We start from the raw sequence: 18,653 nt of genomic DNA, 5'->3' as shown, positions 1-18,653 counted from the left end.
GAAGTCATCTGTGAAGTAACGGCGAATTTTTCTAGACATATCTGTTCTCCTCTTTTCTTTAGTGTAGAACACTTTATTCTTCTGTCTAGTTTAGTGTAACCTATTCATCCCTTACCCTTTCATCGTTCACGTCAATAAAGAAGGAAAGCTCCAACACTACTATGTAGTGTATCAAACCAAAAAAGATCATCTTATCATTGGTGATCCTGACCCTACAGTCAAGGTGACAAAGATGTCCAAGGAGCGATTTTCTTCTGAATGGACTGGTGTAGCCATTTTTCTAGCTCCAGAGCCTAGCTACAAACCTCATAAGGATAAAAAGAACGGCCTGATGAGTTTTCTCCCTCTGATTTTCAGGCAACGTGCGCTTATCTTTTATATCGTCTTGGCTAGCCTTTTGGTGACGCTTATCAATATTGGTGGTTCTTACTACCTGCAAGGGATTTTGGATGAATACATTCCTAATCAAATGAAGTCAACCTTGGGGATTATCTCCATCGGCTTGATTATCACCTACATCCTCCAGCAGATGATGAGTTTCTCACGAGATTACCTTTTGACTGTGCTCAGCCAGCGGCTAAGTATTGATGTGATTCTTTCCTATATCCGTCATATCTTTGAACTGCCCATGTCCTTCTTTGCGACGCGGCGGACTGGTGAGGTTATCTCTCGCTTTACAGATGCCAATTCAATCATTGATGCCCTGGCATCGACCATTTTGTCACTCTTCCTTGATGTCTCTATTTTGACCATCGTCGGTGGTGTGCTTTTGGTACAAAACACCAACCTCTTCCTGCTCTCCTTAATTTCAGTTCCCATTTACATCATCATTATTTTTGCTTTTATGAAGCCGTTTGAGAAGATGAATAACGATGTTATGCAGAGCAATTCCATGGTCAGCTCTGCCATTATCGAAGACATCAACGGCATTGAAACCATCAAATCCTTGACCAGCGAAGAAAGCCGCTACCAGAAGATTGATAGCGAGTTCGTAGATTACCTGGACAAATCCTTCAAACTCAGTAAATACTCTATCCTGCAAACTACCCTTAAACAGGGAGCTCAGCTCATTCTAAATATCGTCATCTTGTGGTTTGGGGCTCAACTAGTCATGAACGGACACATTTCAGTTGGACAACTGATCACCTTCAACACCCTTCTATCTTATTTTACCAATCCTTTAGAAAATATTATAAACCTCCAAACCAAGCTCCAGTCTGCCAAGGTGGCTAACAATCGCCTGAATGAAGTCTACCTGGTTGAATCTGAATTCAGTAACAGTCAGACCTTAACAGATTCACAGTTCCTGACTGGCGATATTCGCTTTGAAGACCTTTCCTATAAGTACGGTTTCGGACGTGACACCCTATCGGATATCAATCTGACCATCAAACAAGGCGATAAGGTCAGTCTAGTGGGAATTAGCGGCTCAGGAAAGACAACCTTGGCCAAGATGATTGTCAATTTCTTTGAGCCTTACAAGGGTCGAATCACCATCAACAACAATGACCTTAAACTAATTGATAAAAAGACGCTTCGGCAACACATTAACTACCTCCCACAACAAGCTTATATCTTCAGTGGTTCAATCTTAGAAAACTTGACTTTAGGGGCTAATCAACTGATTAGTCAGGAAGATATTATCAGAGCTTGTGAGATCGCTGAAATTCGACAAGATATCGAGCAGATGCCTATGGGCTATCAAACAGAATTGTCTGACGGAGCTGGCTTATCGGGTGGTCAAAAGCAACGGATTGCTTTGGCTAGGGCTCTACTGACTAAAGCCCCTGTTCTTATTCTTGATGAAGCCACTAGCGGCCTTGATGTGCTAACGGAGAAAAAGGTCATTGATAATTTAATGGCCATGGCAGACAAGACCATTATCTTTGTCGCACACCGCCTCAGTATTTCTGAGCGAACCAACCAAGTTATCGTTCTTGACCAAGGGAAGGTCATTGAGACTGGTTCACATCACGAATTGATGACCAAACAAGGTTTCTACCATCATCTATTTAGCAAGTAAGGAGACTAAGCATGAACCCTAATTTGTTCAAAAGTGCTGAATTTTACCAGCGGCGCTACCATAATTTTGCGACACTCTTAATTGTCCCCTTGATATTATTAGTCGGCTTTCTTCTAACCTTCTCCCTTTTTGCCAAAAAGGAGGTTACCGTCACATCAAGAGGTGAAATTACTCCGACGACAATCATCGCTTCCATCCAATCCACCAGCAATAACCCTATCACAACCAATAATCTAGCCAATAACAAGCTGGTTAAAAAGAATGAGCTCATCATCCAATACGCTGAAACTATGGAGAGTTCCCAAAAACAAGCCCTTGAAACCCAGCTAGCCACTCTAAATAGACAGAAAACTGGACTTGAAACCCTCAAAGAAAGCCTGGCACAGGGAACGAACCTCTTTACAGGGGAGGACGAATTTGGCTATATCAATACTTTTAACAACTTTATCACCCAGTCACAGGACATCGAACTAGGAATTTCCAAAACCAATGCAGAGGTGAGTAACCAGGCTGCCCTAGCAGGTAATACCATTGCTGCGATTGACACGCAAATCAATCAAATCTATCACCAAATAGCAGAATACGAGGAGCTTCGCCAAGCCATTACCAATAGACAAACCAGTTTATCAGCTGGCAATCCACACCAAGCCACCTTAAACAATTTCTTAGCCCAATCCCAACAAGACTCCCAGACAGGATTAACTGATCAATACCTTTCTCAAATCAACCAAAGTATCTCAGGGCTAGAATCATCTATAGCTAGTCTGAACATCCAACGAGCTGGAACTGGCTCTGTTGCAACCTATGATAACAGCTTTGTAACAAAGGTTGAGGTCCTAAGAACACAGTTTTTACAATCGGCCTCTCAGCAGCTGACCACCCTTGAAACGCAAATCACAGAGCTAGCAGCACAGTTAGAGCAAGCATCCGTCCGACTAGAAAACAATACCATTACAGCTCCTGAAACAGGGGTAATCCATCTCAATAGTGAGTTTGAAGGAAAGTCTTTGATTCCAAGCGGTAGTGAAATCGCTCAGATTTACCCCAATATCAATCAAACCAAAGAATTCCTCATTACTTACTACGTGACTTCAGAACATGTCGCCTTACTCAAAGAAAAACAAGACGTACGCCTGAGCTTAGAAAAAGTTGGCAACCAAAGCATCACTGTTGTTGGAAAAATTAAGTCTATCGATAAAACTGCTACTAAAACTGAGGAGGGGAATCTTTTCAAAGTTACTGCCTTGGCTCAACTATCCGACAAGCATAGCGACGTCATCCAGTACGGTCTCCAGGGTCGAGTCACAAGTATCATTGCCAAGAAGACTTACTTTGATTACTACAAGGATAAAATTTTATCCAACCATGATTAACCATTTAGGAAAGTTAAATGACTGTTCAGGATTTGAATGTCAAAAATTGCTATATTTTGTGTACAATAAATTAAAGATTAAATAAAGGAGGTCCTACTATGACCAAGCAAACAAAATCACTCACGCATTTCTCAGAACTAACCTCGTCAGAACTCCACCGCATCTCTGGTGGAGATTGGTGGAGTGATTGGATGAAATATTTTCCTAAGTCAAAGCAAGCCATAGACAGCAATAATAAACATAAACTGGGCTAACATCAAAAAATCTGGACCGAGAGGCTGGGCAAAAGCCCAACTTCGCTTCTCGAGGTTCGTGTCAACATCTCAGCGCGGTGGTTGATTGGCAGACTTGTTCGTGTTTTACACTCAAAATCTGACCTAATCAACTGTGCGGGGGCGGGAAGACGAACTCTTTTTTTACTAGTCGAGTTCTTTCCCACTCCCATGGTCCAACTTTTTTATTTCGATGACAAGTCAATTTCTAGAGATTGGCCAAACAGATAAGATGCACTAGTCGTGTTAAGTGATACGTGTGGGTAACGCTCTAGAATTTTCATGACATTATATAGACCAATACCTCTGCCCTCGCCTTTAGAACTATGACCAAAGGCATAAAGCTCTGAAAGGTCAACTTTTTCTTCCTTGGTGTTATTTTCAATAATAAACATTTGCTTATTATCTACAGATAAGAAAGCAATGGTAATCTTTCCAAAGGTTCCTTTGGTAGCATCTATGGCATTATCACATAGAATCGAAACAATCGTGATAAAGTCCACTAACTCCATTCCTTGCGGTTTAATCGCTTCTGGCACCTCCAAGCTAACGGCTACATGATTATCATTAGCCTGTAAAAATTTGGATGCCAATAAACTTTTTAAGGCAGAATTATCAATATTGACCAAACGCCCAATATCATATTTACTAGCTCGCAACTGTTTATGCGAATCCTTTAACACAGATTGGTAAACATCCTTTATCTGCACCATGTCATTTTCTTCAATTCCCAATCGTAAGGTTGTTAATAAATTTGAATAATCATGCCGGAAGCCCCTAACCTCTCGATAAAGCTCCTCAATTTGGTTACTATAGTCCTCCAAGTTTTTTAGTTGCAGGGCTTGTTGAAAATCAAACTGCTCTTGTATTTTTTCTCGCAAATGTAAATCCAGTTGTTTGATAATTCCCATGAAGATAACAAGATAAGTCACTAGAATAAATTGACGATAAGCCATTGTCGGCAATCCGATGTCATACTCTAAATAAGTCAATGTTTGCATTAAAAGATAGTATGCAAGCATTACCCAATTAGTCATATAGAGGATCCGTTTATCTTCAGCTGCAAGATTGTCCGTTCTTAACTTGACAAAATCATATCTTAACCAACCTAAGAAAAATAGAACAGACAATGTAGACAGGAGATTAACGAAAACAAAAGTTGGAGTGTCTTCTATGATACCTGGGGTCTGACCAAATAAGGGGAAAATAAAATAAAGGACCATACGATAGAAAAGATTTTCCAGAATAAAAGGAAATAAACCACAGAAAATCAATAAGGTTTTAGACAGTGGTCTCAAAAACACAATAGCCAACAGTAAACCATACAAAGGGGTGTCAAAATAAGAGAAGAATTGACTTGAAAATAACTGACTTAAAGTCGCGAAAAGGGCTGCAACGGATACTCTGAGCAGAATGACCAAGAGGATTGAACGGATAGAATACTTTAAGCGGTTAACACTAAAAAAGAGAACAATGAGTGAACCCAATGAAACAATGGCTTCAATAATATAGTTTAAAACAGACATCCTTTCTCCTTTATCTATGCAGTCTATCAATAACAGCTAAAGTTGATTCTAGCTTTTGCCTTGAAAGAAAACAGGCGGCTCCATTAGGAAAGTAGATCTGTTTTTCATTTTTATCCACTTTAACAACATTCCTCGGATTGATTGCAAATGAACGATGACATTGTACAAGTCGTTTATCTTGTTTCAAAATGTCTGACAAACTTGCTGTGAACTCCATTCGGTCTGTCTTGGTATAAAGGATAACACGATGAGGGCGGGGAGAAGTCTCGATGTAGTACACTTCATTGAATGGGTATTGTACTTGAGCATATTTGGACTTAAAATAGAATGAATCATCCGATACGGCGCTATTGTCCTTATTGTGAGTATGAAGTAAAGCTGCTTCTATTCGCGATTCAAATTCGGTAACTCCAAGCTCTTTGTCAATATAGTCCAAGGCAGATACCTGGTACCTGAAAGATAAGGGCATAAACTCGGAGTGTGTTGTCACAAAAACAATACTAGCATAAGGGTCAATCTCTCTAATTTGTTTAGCGACTTGAAGTCCTTTTAGTTCGTCTTCCTTAATCTCAATATCTAAAAAGAAGAGCTGATGTACTCCTTTTTCTTCTATTGCTTGAAGTAGCTGATGAGGTTTTCCTGAAATTTCAAATTTTTTCGGAACGAAGTTGTGCTTTTCTAACAGTTTAGTAATAATCTTCTCAATTCTCGCTTGTTGCATAAAATCATCTTCCATTACAAAGATATTCATGCTACATCCCTCCTTTGTTAATCCACTGATGCAGTATGTCCTGATAACGACGTCTTGAAAAAGTAAGGCAATGTTCTCCTTTTTCTCCAAGAAAAATACGTTTTTCTCGAGAATTGATAACCTTAATTTTTGAACGGTTAACTAGACTAGACCGATGGCATCTAATAAAACATTCCGGATACAATTCCTCTATACTTTGTAGCTTTTGTAAGCAATCATAAATCTCTTTCTCAGTCACAATTTGAATATAATGTGGTTTAGATGGATGCGATATGATATATAGAATATCTGACAGCAGTACTTTCTTTGTTTCATCCTTGACTTTGATAATCATAAAGTTCATAGGCATATCCTCCTATGAACACTATACCATAAGAGCAACATCATATTCTTGTCAAATCCTAAATGGTTATCCAAACGTCTTGAATGGTAAGATTTTACCATTTAGGAAAGTTAGAAGTACATTCAAGAAACAAAGCTAACTGAATCACCAACAGATGATATAATCAAGTTCCAAAACCACTACAAAGAAAGGATAAGTATGATCAAAATTTTTCCCCATTCCCTACTAAGTATTTTTGTATCATTAGTCATTCAACATTACTTGTTCATCAGTCAACTTCATTCAAAAATCAAACTTTCTTTCTCTTATTATCCTTACAAATCCTATATTCCTACCACCTATTTTATCATAAAATCAAACTTTTTGACATCAGAGCAGGTGACCTTCTTTTTGGAAGACATAAGAAGACATTCTCAACTGGCAAACATTATCCTTATTGGCAGTAACATTGATTATGAGGAGCTTTATCGCAATCATTATCGAGTCTTTGGTGTCATAGATACAACTGAAAACAAATCATTAACTTTTATTCGAGATCAAATTCATTTTTACTTGGACGGTCTCTATGGTTTGAAGAATCCAGAGAGTGATTAAGTGTCTGAAGCAGAACCTCAAGTTTCCTAACCTTATATTCGTAATCATCTATCCATTTCGTCATAGATTTTTGATTTTTTTCTATTTCTTCTTCCACCTGTTCAAGTATAATTGCCACAGTCAAATTCATCTTGGCGTAGTCGTATCGTGCCAGTCTTCGATTTTCTGAATCAGAATTGTTAAGGTTGATCAATACTTCCGCCACCTTATTGAGATAAGCAACCTTATCCTGCAAATCCGTAATGTTCAAATCCAGCTGGGCAATTTCGTTGATGAGTTCGTCTTTGACTTCTTGGTAGGCCTGGTTGTTGAGGTCTAGCTCGATAAAAAGATTGATCTCTGCAATTTTCTCTTTAAGGCTGGTCCTGGTCGGTCGTCTGCGTTTAGGGATATGCTTGCTGTCGTGAGTGAGCTGGCGGATTAACTCCCGTCCTCGCATGTAGCGGTTGAGGTCAGAGTTCTCTTTATTGTAGATAAAAAACTGAGCGGTCTCTCGGATAAAGACATGGTAGAACTTGCCTTGTTCATTATCATGAATATCCAAGTTGCGGTTTGGTATGAAGACCAAGCCGTCTTTTTTGATACCATAATTGATTCTGACAAAGAGACCGTCCTTGACTAACTTGTCAATCTGGTGTTCTGCTAAAACAACTTCAAACTCCTGAACTTGGTCCCGTTTTTCTTTGAAATCCTTATAGGCCGCTAAGAGTTCCTCAATTGGGAGCTTATTCTGGTTCTGCTCTTCTTGGTAGGCTTCAAAGTCTGAGACCAGGTTAACCAAGTCATGTTCTGGTGTGATGCCTCTTTTATCAAAATAATCCTCCAAGAACTGAACATCGTAGAGGTGTTTTGTGCTGACCTTTTTGTTCTCAATGGAAATTGTTCGGTCGTCCTCTTTCAAGGTAAAGGTAACATGCTTTTTCTTCGGGGAGATTTTCAGGTTTAACTGCTCTGCTATTTCCAAAAGATGAGAGAGGTTTCGTACTCTGGGCAAGAGAAAATCCAGTCGCTGCTCAATAGCTCGTGTCGCAAACCGCTCTCTGAAATAGTCCTCCGTGTAAGGCTGTCGCTTATCCAACTGATTGCCACGAATGACCTGCCTCATGTCTCGGTCGGTCATGAAAAATCTGGCGTGCTTGCGAGAGAAATCTATCTCCACGTTTAGAGCAGGAGCCTTGGCCATAAAGTCCTCAAAGCTCTTACTGTTTTCCAGGAGAAAATAGAGCCGCTGCTTGAGTTCAAACTTGTGATTGGTCTTGCGGTAGGTTTCAAACCGATCATGCGAATAGCGATTGGGCGGAATAATCTTTGCTCCTGCTTCCTTGGCCAAGCGGTCAGAAATCAGGCGAAGATTCCTCTCCTGGGCGTAGTCCCATTTAAGCTTCTTGTCGGAATGGAGGTCAATGGCATTTATTAGGATATGATTATGGATATGGTCCTTGTCTGTGTGTGTCGTGACGATGAAACGAAAGTTGCCTCCTGTTAATTCCTTGATGGTTTCGTAGCCAATGCGATTGATTTCCTCTGGTGTCAGCTTGTCTTCAGGAGAAAATGATTGAATCAAGTGGTGGGCATGGATTTTGGTCTGCTTGAGTTGCTGGCGATCGTTTCTGGAATCATAGAGCCGATCATTATTGGTCAAGTTTGCCTGATACATCTCCACCAATTCCTCATAGCTGGGAAAGTCCAAGTAATTGCTCATGCCAAAATCAGAGACCAGTTTCAGCTTCTTCGTCTTTTCTGGATTGAGAATATACTTGATGAGGCTCTTACGATACTTGGTGCTATGCACCGCAAAGTGTTTAGTGACGACCATAAAACTCCTTCAGCTGCTGACACTTTATGTTAAAGTCCTTCTCCACTTCCTTGATGAGTTGGCCAATGCCTTGCACCAAAAATCCACGGTCACTTGGTGTTAAGATGTGAGTCTGGTTGGCGGTCCGTGCGATTTGATTGAGGTTGTTTCCGATTCGTCTCAACTCAAATACCAAGTCGTCATAGCTACTGGTGTCAATGGTCAGAAAGGTCATGTTGGGATTGAGCAGAACTTTTCTAGCATAAGCAGAGAAATTTTTACAGCCACTCTGACCGATACGGTTGTTCAGGGTTTCCAACTCCTGGTCTGTCAGAAAGACTTTTTTGAGGTTGGTGCGGTAACGATTTTCCATATCTAACCTCCCATGTACTTGTCACGAAAATCTGGGCTAAGTGGGATAGCCTTCTCCACTTCTGCCATCAACTCCTGCACACAGGCCAAGATAATTCGCAGGTGCTCTGCCGTGACCTGCTGGGTCTGTTCAGCCAAGATAGTCACTTGTAAAATGTCTCGACTGATTTGTTCAATCTTCTGGGACTGCCAAAGGGCAAACCAATCCGTTACTGCCTGCTTCCTCTCAGCCAAGTCCATCAGCTTTTGACGGACAAAGGGAGAGAATTGCTCTGCGTGTTCCTGCTTCATCAGCTCCTGAATCTGCTCCAGTTCTCCTGGTGTCAGATTGATTTCCTTACGGATAATACGATAGTGGTCTGTCATCTCGTTATACTCCTTCTCTACTTGCCTCTATCGGGTCAGCCCCGATACCGTATGGGATACGGGTGCTTCCTAAAAGCCTCAACGCTTCGCTTTTCGGCTTTTGCGAGCTCAGATATTGTGTCCACAATATCCAAAAAATCATATCGCCAGCCGACCAAAACCTTTGAGTTTTGACAGCCAACGATAAGATAACTTGGTGGCTTCGCCCCCAAACCCCCAGTAGAAAATCAACACTTGATTTTCATATGAGTGATATAAGGATAACAGGGATGATTTGGAAAAGGTATCACAACATGAAAAATGAGGGTAAGAAAAAAGAGAGCTGACGCTCTCGGAAAAGTTATTCTTGATTAATTATAGAAACATTTGGATTGCCAGTTTTAGAAGCACCAATTATCTTAACTTTTAAAGCTTCGTACAAACTAATTCTATTTTCTAGAATATAAGCTAATTCTTGTCCATCCATAAATAAAATTTTAGCATCTTTATTAGAAAAATCTTGTATTACTTCATCTCTAAAACCATTTATTGAAAGAAACAGTCCCCGAGTCGAAGTTAGTTTTGTATCAACTTTTTGTTTTAAAGAAGCAATTTTCGGAGAATTTACTGGATTTTTTTCCCATTTCATTTCAACTAAATAATCGAAACCTTCAAACCTAAAATAGCCATCTAACTGTTGAGTATTTGTGCTATTTCTATACGAATCATGGTAATCAATATCGTTAATTCTGAATAAATTAGCAACAATTTTTTCTAAACGATATCCTCTTTCTTGAGGATTCTCACTTGAAAATAGCGAATAATACTCCGTTTTTAGTTCTTCAATTTTTTGAAGGCGTTGTTGCTTGAGTTGTATTTTCATTTCCTGTTTTGAACGATGATAAGAATTATTAAGTGTCTCGTTAACCTTGTTCTGTTGAGTATCAACTATCAATCGCTTTAATTTTCTTAACGCATCTAATCCTCTATCTCTATCTTGAACTTCATCAGGAATATTTTTCATCTTATAAAATTCAGTTGCTATTCGTCTAATTATCAATCTTCCATTTTCTGTTTTATTAAGTTCATTTATAACATTTTTCGCCCAAACAAACTTCGGTTCCGATTTCGATTTTAATATTAAATCATTAGGAACTCCCGAAGTTTGCATAAATGAAACGACAGTATCTTTATAGTGAAAACATAATCCAAAACATTGAATAATTTGTTGTTGGATTTCAAAAGATATTTTAGTCATTTTTTCTCCTATCTATCAACAATATTACATTTCATTAATTATCTGTGTATAATAACTTGGAAAATCACTCAATTTATCTTCTAGTCTAGCTGATTTCCGTTTGATTTCATTTCTAATTTGATTCTTACTTACAGAATTAATCTCTTGACCAATAACTTGGACCACAATTCTATCTGAAAAACCTAATTCATAGATATTGATTTCTTTTTCCAGAGGTAGCCCATATTTCAGCCTCTTTATTAACATAGTCAATACGTCCAATTCCTCTCCAACTAGTTCTTCAAGAATATTATTAATCGCATTTAAAACCATTGATGTTTCATACCCTAATCCATTATCACAAATTGAGATTATGTCAGACATATCAATTGGTTTTGACTTACCTCTTTTCTCAATACTAATTGATTTTTCAGTACAACTTTCCAATATTTGAAAATAAGAAATACCCTTAATCCAGAGTTGAGAAATATAATTTAGATTTTCTATACTTAATTTTCTCATCGCCTTGTTATTTGAAAGATCTATTATTATCTTAGTTAAAACACCTAATAAATCTTCCTCCTTCTCACAAGAAAGGATAGAAGTTTTATTTTCCTGAACCCATTCATTTAATAACTCAGATTGATATAATCCAATTGAGTTTTTTGCAATTATTTCAGTTTCTACTAAACTGGTAATTATTTTAGATTTTATCAAGATAAATAATTCTTTTATTTTTTCTTGCTCCTCTTCATTACCTAAGAAATATCCAAAAGTATTTTCAGCTAAACTATCAGTCTCCAATTCAGTAGCATACATAGAAGCAATATAATTTTCAATTGCAATTAGGGTATTATCAATCTGATCTATCTTAGAATTAAAATCCTTAAAATAAGGACTGTTCTGTCCTTTTAATTCTGATAAAATATTATTTATTTTTGTTCTGTAGTCTACAGAACTGTCAAATCTCTCTTTAATCAAACTCCAATAATCAAATTTTATAGGTTCGAATCGATAATCAGTGGGAACTACTGATTTAAACTGTATAATACTGAGAATATTGCTTTGACAACCCTCTGTATTAATAGGATTTAACAATGCTTCATAGTTTTGTTTTTTCCACTTATTTTTTGGTGATTTATAAATATTGGGCTCTGTTAAAATTATTGTTCCTTCTGTATATTTTCCAGCCCTTCCTGCTCTACCTATCAAATTCTGAAAATCACGAACTTTTATTGCATCTCCTGCTTGATACACACTTGAGATAATCAAGTATTTAATAGGTAAGTTTACACCTTGTGCTAAGGTTGAAGTACATACTACGTTATTTATTTTACTTTTTGAAAAAGCATACTCTATAGCAATGCGTATCCCCATAGGTATACCTGAATGATGTGAAAAAACTCCTAGCTGACTACTTATATATTCAACACTATCATATCCTAAATTTTGACCAATTAAATTTCCTATTTTTTCAACTTCAGACCTATCTGAGTTTTTTAAGAAATCAGTTAGATCATAATTCCTATTATTTAAGTCTATAAATCTTCGTAAAACAACATTGACCGTGTCTTTTCTTCCACAAAAAATTCCTACTCCACCATTATTAATTAGCTTAGTCCCATAATAAATACTTATATCATTTGCGTTTGTCAGTTCTGGAAATACTTTTTGTTTGCGTTCTTTTCCAAGCCGCTCTAATTCACTAACATCAACAGTACGTGGAACAAAAAATTCTTCTTCAAATGTAATAGGATCTATGAAATATAATTGCTCATTACTCCCGTTTAAATCACTAAACGCAACTCTTTTCTCTGTTGTTTTAATCGAATTATTAGAAACGATTACTCCATCTTCGTTAAACCACCGATTTATAGCTTCACTATTTGGTATTACAGCAGAAATTAAAATCTTCTGTATTTCTTTTGGGAAAATTTGTTTAACCGTTGACAACAGTAATTCAAAATTGGTTCCACGACTTGGATCATCAAAAAGATGTGCTTCATCAAATATACAAAGTCCTATTTCATCAATAAAACTTTGATGATTTCTCAATAAAAACAATAATTTCTCTGGAGTAAGTATAAAAACTCTTTTTTTACCATCATTAAAAATTGAGAAATCCTGTGGAATCTCCGGTAAATCAAAAACTTCACTAACAATCACATTATTCTCATCAACGAAATGTGCATTAATATCTCGATATATTTCTCTACATAATGCTCTAAAAGGTGCAACAATCAATGCATTATCAATTCTATTTGAATAAAATGCTGATCTTAAAGTTAGATTGATTGAGGCTGTTTTACCCGAACTTGTTGGCATCTGAACGATTCCAGATTTACCTGAAAACATTCCTTTCCTTCCTAATTCAATTTGAGATGGCCAAAGCTCCTTTATGCTTCCTGTTGATTGTATATAATCCTGCCATAAAGAAAAATCTAATCCTGAAAATTCAGGTAATAATTTCGTTGATGAACTATCTATTTTTTTACATACAACTGCTAAGAGACAATTTACAATAATTACAGAAAAATCACTTCCATTCCTATATACTTTATCTTGTAAATCTCTATAAATATCTATAGAAAACTCAGTTTTTGATAAAATATAATTTCTATATGATTCCACTAGAGTATTTAACTCACTAGAGTATTTACCTTCTATTGGCGAATGATTCAAAAAGAGTTTATCTGTTATAACGTCAATAAATACTTTTACAAGAGTTATACTCTCTTCTAATAAGTGCATATCATCCGATATGTAGTTAACCATAACTCTCGAACTACCATTATAATCGCCTAGATAATAAGCTGTGGTACCTAGTATTGCAATATAGTCTTGATATTCAGCTGAATTTCCTAATCCTGACACCAGCAATGCATCAAAATATTCAGCAACATTGTGTAATTGATTTTTTAATTGTGAATCAAAACTCTTATGATTGATATAATCTTCAAAATACTTCCTAGCAGTATCTGCAGCAATTGCTAGTGCCCCAAGAAACGATTTTTGAGCATCCTCTGAAATTGGAATATGACTTTCTAAAGGAATATCAAATTCAATCATCTTTGCCTTTGAACGCACTAATTTTGAAAAATATAATGACTTTCTCCCAAATTCTATCATACCTCACTCGCTTTCGAATAAAGTTCTCTAATAAATTTCATTAATTCATCAGAATGAATGACCAATATTCGTAATTTCTGAAAATCTCTGTGTTTTTTTGAAACTACTGTCTTGATAACATCAATATCATATGATTGATTGGAGTAGACTGCAACAGCTCCATAGATTACATTAAATGGTTTATCCGTTATGTTTAAAAATCTTTCTACTACATTTGCTTGATCACTATTAGATTTCTTTAACCTTAAATAGCTGGCTACAATTGAGGTTGAAAATCGTTCAAAATCTTTATCAGAATGATTAATAGCTTCTTGAAGCTTATTTTTCGCTTTAGAGCTACTAGAATCTGATGCCGATGATTTTACTTCAATAACTACGACCTCATCATTCGATACATTCGAAGAATCTTGCTTATATCCTAGAACGTCACTTCCTTGAGTTGAAGTATCTTTATTGACCCTACTATCATAACGAGTCCTAGGAACCACATATTCTTCAATATACTGAAGATAATCAGATACTAATATTTCTCCAAAATCACCTGACATCGTTGAAAGGCCAATACCACTATCCGAGGGTAATTTAAAATTTTCAAGATACTCTTTAGGGGAGATATTCATAAAACCTATCATTTCAGCAAGTTCATCATCAGAACAATAATTTCTTCTGAATTGTTTTGCCCAATCTTCAAAAATTTCTGGGTCATCTTGAATGTCTAAGTGAAGAATCTCAATCTGCTTACCTTCATCAGTAATAATAGGATCTTCTTGAGTTAGATACTTTATATAACTATGCATCTTTTCCATTACTTTTACTCATCTCCCTCATCCGTCCTTCTCCCACCCTCAGCATCTCCTCCTCTATCTTGCTCCATTTTCCAAAGAGGCATTCTTGTAGCACTTCTGCCGCGGAGCCTTCATCAGTTTCAGAATCGTAGATACAAGTTCTATCTCTTTGATAAATCTGAATTTGGTCAAAGAGTTTATCGCTTTCGAGCTCCTTTAGGTTATCAACCAAGTTCTCTACAATCCCATCATGGTGTTTTTTTGGGGTTGCTCTGGCCTGATTGGGATTGATGGCATAAAGTTCTTCGTAACGAATCAAGGTGCTGAGATAAGAAAGCTCTGGTTTGGTGCCAATCACAGCTAAGGAAACTTGGTAGCCTTTAGAACGGAGTAATTGAGCAGTCTTACGAGGAACTTGAGTAGTTCGCAAGGTTCCCTCAATCAGCAAGTGATAACCCTGCGTGCTGAGCTCGTCAACCAGATGTTCTACCATTTTTCCTGCAAATCCCTTGGTATAGTCCACGCTGTCCTTGCCATACTTTTCTTGCAGGGCTAAATAATTGGGATGCTGAGAACGGTAGCTATCACCATCGATGATAATGATATTGCCTTGAAATTCTTTTTGCTTGATACGATGAATAGTCGTCTTACCTGCTCCGCTTTGCCCGCCAAGCAAGATGGCTTTTGGTTGTTCTGGAATCGTTTTGCCTCGGGTTAAAGCCCGAATGGTTCGCTGCAAGGCCTTCTGAAACTCAGCCTCACTAAATTCTTCCAATCTCATTATGCCAGCACCCGATGATGCACCATGTCTAACATCCGCTCAATACCATCTAAATAGCCATTGTAACGCTCTATTTCATCGAAAGTATCGACAAGATAAATTTTCGTGTTAATCAATTCGGCCAAGTCATCACTCATGAGAATCCACGGATTCGATTCATCATCAAAAGCAATATCTTGACTATCTTGGTATCTATAAAGCTTTGATAAAATGGCTGCTCCACGTTCTTTAATGATCTCGATTTTTAAGGTCAATTGGTAATCTTCAACAGGTGTTAGCATCTTGTCCTCCCCGACAATATCAACATAAGAAACATTAAATTTCTGACAAATACAGTCAATGAGTTCTGTTGAAACTTTACTGGTTCCATTTTCATAGCGACTCAGGCTATTGCGGGAAATTCCAACCATTTTCGCAAATTCTGGCTGTGTTAAATCGTGTGTTCGGCGTAGTGATTTTATATTGTCTCCGATCATAGATAAAGACCTCCTCATATTTGCTTTCATTATACCATAAAAACGGATAACGCACCATATTTGGTGCGTTATCCGTTTTTAGGTTTCTTCGATTGCTTAAACTGCTCTATTCGCTTCTCCAACTGCTCAGTATTCAGTTTATTTTTCGCTTCCTGGATTGATCTATCAAGACTTTGTTCCTCAGTAGTTATATCGTTTCGGGATAATTCTGCTCTCTCACTAGACTTGAAACTTGTATCGAAAACCACATCTAGGAGTTTCTCTACTTTGGTTAATTCAATATCTGACATCTCTGAAAGTCGATGGATCAGTCGTTTAAATCGGTCTTGATTCTGTGTTTTCTTTTGAAAAAATTTCATTATCTTCTCCTTAAATTGTAAAAAGGTAGCCCGAGGACTACCTGATTTATAAATCATCAATGGCTACTGAAATAGCCTGTAACTTTTTATTTTGGATTTTCTTTTCATCAATCAATTGATGAAGTTTTTCAATTTGCGTCTGACAGGCGGAAATATCCTTGTTGTTTTGTGCAACAGTATCTGTCAAGTGTTGTTTATAGTCACTTGTGATATTTACTATCTTCGGCTGATTTTGTTTAACTTTTGATTCAGGCATCTGTACATCTTTAGATTCTGACTCCTTTTGTTGCTGTTCAAAAGCAGCCACATAATCTACTTCTTCAATTGGTTTTTCATCCTGTTTATGAAAAAGTGCTGCGATTTTAGCTCGTTCTTCATGGGACGATGTTGGTTTCACATCGTCTAGTGGCTGATCAAAATTCCATGTTTTACTCATTCTGTATCCTCATTTCTGTAATCCGGGTGTAGTGTGGTTTCTTTACCAAAGGCTTGTTCTAGTGCTTCATGAAATGACAACTGACTAGATTGTTGCCGTTTGATAAATGTACTGTACATAGCTGTTTGTAGTTGGTTACGATAGTTTTCCAATTTCTCCGTCTCACGTGAGACCTTTTCTTCTTGCCTAGCTACTTTTTCAGCCAGACGTTCAATCACACTCATAAGGTGTCCTCCTTGTCACTTTCTAGATTATGATAGCGAACTTGATTTTGTTATCACAATTCCAAAACACTCTCTCGTTTTGGTGGAGGATGATTCTTATTGACTTGTGCTTGGGCTGTTTGGATAAAATCACTTATGGATAGTTCACTCTCCTGTTTCACAATATCATTCCAATCTGACTTTGTTTCAAGGCCCTGCAATGGTGGTAAATCTTGAGAAATCGGAAGTCCTTTATCTGACAGTTTCTGACAAAATTCTCTTCCTGCATCATCGTTATCAACAGCCATTGTTATGACGTTTGAATGAGTTTGAAAAAAGGTTGTCGTCTCTTGTATTGCCTGAAGATAATGGCTAAGTCTGATTGGTTTTACTGTATCTAGAAATGACATTTTTCCTTGTTTCTCTGCTGCTAGACGCAAGGTCTGATAAGCAATCACTGAAAGTTTTAAGCCTTCCATTGACACCAAGCGAGTATCTAATAATTGCTTTTGGTGAAGCTGATAATAACTCATCATATCGATAACTGATTCACAAAAAATGAGTCGCTTGGGATTCCCAATATCGAAACTAATACCGACATGGCCATGAGATCCATTCATGATTTTCTTCAAATAACCACGTTTGTGTTTTTCTTCATTTTTGACGAGACCCTGAAGGCTTGCGGCCTGTAATCTACCATTATGGTCATAGCTTTTAAACACTAAAACCGACTCCGCTTGATAAATAGCTTGAGCAAGCAATCCTTGTCTGCCAAAGGTATTAATGGTCTGATCACTTAGACCCCGAATGTCTTTTAAGTAAATACGTGCTTTCTGAAAGGGTTCTTCACGCAAATAATATTGAAACGGTTGATACGTTTCTTCTATCACCTTAGCTTGTTCAAAGCCTCCAGTTTCAAGATAAGATACAGTCTCTTTGAAAGTAACACCTGCTACTAATTGAACAAAGTCTATCACATCCCCTTGTTTATCTCTTGAAAACCATTTAAAAGTATTGGTATCCGCAAAAATCCGAAAGGAATCATGGTCTGGGTGTTCATAAATGTGTCCTGATAAACGTCTGAAGGAATAACCCAGACTTTCAGCCACATCTAAAATGGCCTTTTGTTTTACTGCTTTAATTCGTGTCATCTTGTCTCCCTATCAAAAAAAGCAGAAGACTGTCTCCTGCTAGTTGTTCTCGCTAGTCGTTGTTCCTTGAATCGTTGGTATGCTGGAATTAGCACCATTTGTGGCTTCTTCCATGTCCTCCAGTTTCCCATTCCAAATGGTCAACTGATTAACCAGGAGCTTGTCGGAAACTTTGGAGTAGGATAACATAACCGTCTTGGTTTCTGTCTGAGTGGTTCGCTGTTGTTGCTCACTCAAATCAGAAACATAGGTCACTTGATAGGTAACTTCCGCAAGTGCAACATTGCTTTCTGTATTGACAAAGATACTGGCTGATTCGAATCGGTAGTCAAGCATATAATCTTTATATACTTGATTGATCGCTTTATTCTGATTTGCTTCCTCTTCTGAAAATGCCGAGTCCGTCATGTAGGGCTTGATACGAGTGTTATTTTCTCCTAGTTGGACCTTGGTGAAATATTGTGTGAGAAATTCTTTGACAAGCTCATCTAATAGGACTGTCGCTCTTTCCTCCTGCTTTTCCTTTGTCACAAGTTTATTGGCTTCTGCTCGTATTTGGTGCTCAGTTTGTTTTGAAACGGATTGTGAGCTAATCGTATAGCCAATCATGACCATAAAACTGACTGCGATTAAACCTCCTACTCCAATCAGAAATCGAGCTTTCACTTTATTTAACATGGCTTACTCCTTTATTAGTGATAG

General features: G+C 37.5%; 19 protein-coding genes and 1 pseudogene. 4 read left to right on the top strand and 16 right to left on the bottom strand.

Annotated elements, in window-relative coordinates; translation table 11 throughout:
- Nucleotides 1-106: 106 nt before the first annotated feature.
- From ACPC57_RS10115 to ACPC57_RS10105, 3 genes and pseudogenes are all read left to right on the top strand, one after another.
- A pseudogene (locus ACPC57_RS10115) lies at nt 107-2,023 on the top strand (peptide cleavage/export ABC transporter); the annotation flags it as partial.
- Between the two features lie 11 nt (nt 2,024-2,034).
- The gene (locus ACPC57_RS10110) at nt 2,035-3,396 is read left to right on the top strand and encodes a bacteriocin secretion accessory protein (protein WP_434066905.1); all 1,362 of its coding nucleotides are present in this window, start codon (nt 2,035-2,037) and stop codon (nt 3,394-3,396) included.
- A gap of 98 nt (nt 3,397-3,494) precedes the next feature.
- Complete coding sequence (locus tag ACPC57_RS10105; protein ID WP_434065948.1) at nt 3,495-3,650, top strand: ComC/BlpC family leader-containing pheromone/bacteriocin; 156 nt, start codon at nt 3,495-3,497, stop codon at nt 3,648-3,650.
- A gap of 203 nt (nt 3,651-3,853) precedes the next feature.
- Here the strand turns inward: ACPC57_RS10105 and ACPC57_RS10100 are convergent, their stop codons facing one another.
- From ACPC57_RS10100 to ACPC57_RS10090, 3 genes are read right to left on the bottom strand one after another with little or no spacing between them, the layout of a single operon-like run.
- Nucleotides 3,854-5,194 (bottom strand): sensor histidine kinase, encoded by a 1,341-nt coding sequence (locus tag ACPC57_RS10100; protein ID WP_434065947.1) that lies wholly within the window; start codon nt 5,192-5,194, stop codon nt 3,854-3,856.
- 10 nt (nt 5,195-5,204) lie between these two features.
- Nucleotides 5,205-5,945 (bottom strand): response regulator transcription factor, encoded by a 741-nt coding sequence (locus ACPC57_RS10095; RefSeq protein ID WP_434066904.1) that lies wholly within the window; start codon nt 5,943-5,945, stop codon nt 5,205-5,207.
- Nucleotide 5,946: 1 nt separating this feature from the next.
- The gene (locus ACPC57_RS10090; RefSeq protein WP_024404826.1) at nt 5,947-6,288 is read right to left on the bottom strand and encodes a LytR/AlgR family response regulator transcription factor; all 342 of its coding nucleotides are present in this window, start codon (nt 6,286-6,288) and stop codon (nt 5,947-5,949) included.
- Nucleotides 6,289-6,486: 198 nt separating this feature from the next.
- On the opposite strand from ACPC57_RS10090, the gene ACPC57_RS10085 reads away from it, so the two are divergent.
- Complete coding sequence (locus ACPC57_RS10085) at nt 6,487-6,882, top strand: hypothetical protein (protein ID WP_434065946.1); 396 nt, start codon at nt 6,487-6,489, stop codon at nt 6,880-6,882.
- Here ACPC57_RS10085 and ACPC57_RS10080 read toward each other — a convergent pair.
- The 13 genes from ACPC57_RS10080 to ACPC57_RS10020 form a co-directional block, all read right to left on the bottom strand.
- Entirely contained in the window at nt 6,815-8,698 is a 1,884-nt protein-coding gene (locus ACPC57_RS10080) for an SAG1250 family conjugative relaxase (protein WP_434066903.1), read from the bottom strand. The genes ACPC57_RS10085 and ACPC57_RS10080 overlap by 68 nt on opposite strands.
- Complete coding sequence (mobC, locus tag ACPC57_RS10075; protein ID WP_115265879.1) at nt 8,685-9,050, bottom strand: plasmid mobilization relaxosome protein MobC; 366 nt, start codon at nt 9,048-9,050, stop codon at nt 8,685-8,687. Before mobC ends, ACPC57_RS10080 begins: the two co-directional genes overlap by 14 nt.
- Before the next feature lie 2 nt (nt 9,051-9,052).
- The gene (locus ACPC57_RS10070) at nt 9,053-9,415 is read right to left on the bottom strand and encodes an SAG1252 family conjugative relaxosome accessory protein (RefSeq protein WP_115265880.1); all 363 of its coding nucleotides are present in this window, start codon (nt 9,413-9,415) and stop codon (nt 9,053-9,055) included.
- A gap of 340 nt (nt 9,416-9,755) precedes the next feature.
- Entirely contained in the window at nt 9,756-10,652 is an 897-nt protein-coding gene (locus tag ACPC57_RS10065) for a restriction endonuclease (protein WP_111679168.1), read from the bottom strand.
- Between the two features lie 24 nt (nt 10,653-10,676).
- Complete coding sequence (locus ACPC57_RS10060; protein WP_434066902.1) at nt 10,677-13,760, bottom strand: DEAD/DEAH box helicase; 3,084 nt, start codon at nt 13,758-13,760, stop codon at nt 10,677-10,679.
- The gene (locus tag ACPC57_RS10055) at nt 13,757-14,566 is read right to left on the bottom strand and encodes a Hachiman antiphage defense system protein HamA (RefSeq protein WP_039670299.1); all 810 of its coding nucleotides are present in this window, start codon (nt 14,564-14,566) and stop codon (nt 13,757-13,759) included. Before ACPC57_RS10055 ends, ACPC57_RS10060 begins: the two co-directional genes overlap by 4 nt.
- The gene (gene pezT / locus ACPC57_RS10050; RefSeq protein ID WP_039670298.1) at nt 14,550-15,326 is read right to left on the bottom strand and encodes a type II toxin-antitoxin system toxin PezT; all 777 of its coding nucleotides are present in this window, start codon (nt 15,324-15,326) and stop codon (nt 14,550-14,552) included. The genes ACPC57_RS10055 and pezT overlap by 17 nt, the downstream gene beginning before the upstream one ends.
- On the bottom strand, nt 15,326-15,802 hold the full coding sequence (pezA, locus tag ACPC57_RS10045) for a type II toxin-antitoxin system antitoxin PezA (RefSeq protein ID WP_039670297.1): 477 nt from the start codon (nt 15,800-15,802) through the stop codon (nt 15,326-15,328). Before pezA ends, pezT begins: the two co-directional genes overlap by 1 nt.
- Before the next feature lie 68 nt (nt 15,803-15,870).
- Entirely contained in the window at nt 15,871-16,161 is a 291-nt protein-coding gene (locus ACPC57_RS10040; RefSeq protein WP_434066901.1) for a hypothetical protein, read from the bottom strand.
- 46 nt (nt 16,162-16,207) lie between these two features.
- On the bottom strand, nt 16,208-16,597 hold the full coding sequence (locus tag ACPC57_RS10035) for a DUF5945 family protein (protein WP_434066900.1): 390 nt from the start codon (nt 16,595-16,597) through the stop codon (nt 16,208-16,210).
- Nucleotides 16,594-16,821 (bottom strand): DUF5965 family protein, encoded by a 228-nt coding sequence (locus ACPC57_RS10030; protein ID WP_039670294.1) that lies wholly within the window; start codon nt 16,819-16,821, stop codon nt 16,594-16,596. The genes ACPC57_RS10035 and ACPC57_RS10030 overlap by 4 nt, the downstream gene beginning before the upstream one ends.
- A 53-nt stretch (nt 16,822-16,874) precedes the next feature.
- On the bottom strand, nt 16,875-17,951 hold the full coding sequence (locus ACPC57_RS10025; RefSeq protein ID WP_434066899.1) for a DNA primase: 1,077 nt from the start codon (nt 17,949-17,951) through the stop codon (nt 16,875-16,877).
- 39 nt (nt 17,952-17,990) lie between these two features.
- A complete protein-coding gene (locus ACPC57_RS10020) occupies nt 17,991-18,629 on the bottom strand; it encodes a hypothetical protein (RefSeq protein WP_039670292.1) in 639 nt (212 codons plus the stop codon).
- Between the last annotated feature and the right edge of the window lie 24 nt (nt 18,630-18,653).

Origin of the sequence: Streptococcus sp. VTCC 12886 (assembly GCF_049893425.1) — a bacterium.
In the GTDB taxonomy this organism is placed as follows: Bacteria; Bacillota; Bacilli; order Lactobacillales; family Streptococcaceae; genus Streptococcus; species Streptococcus suis_AA.
This window is presented reverse-complemented; position numbering and strand designations above follow the sequence as displayed.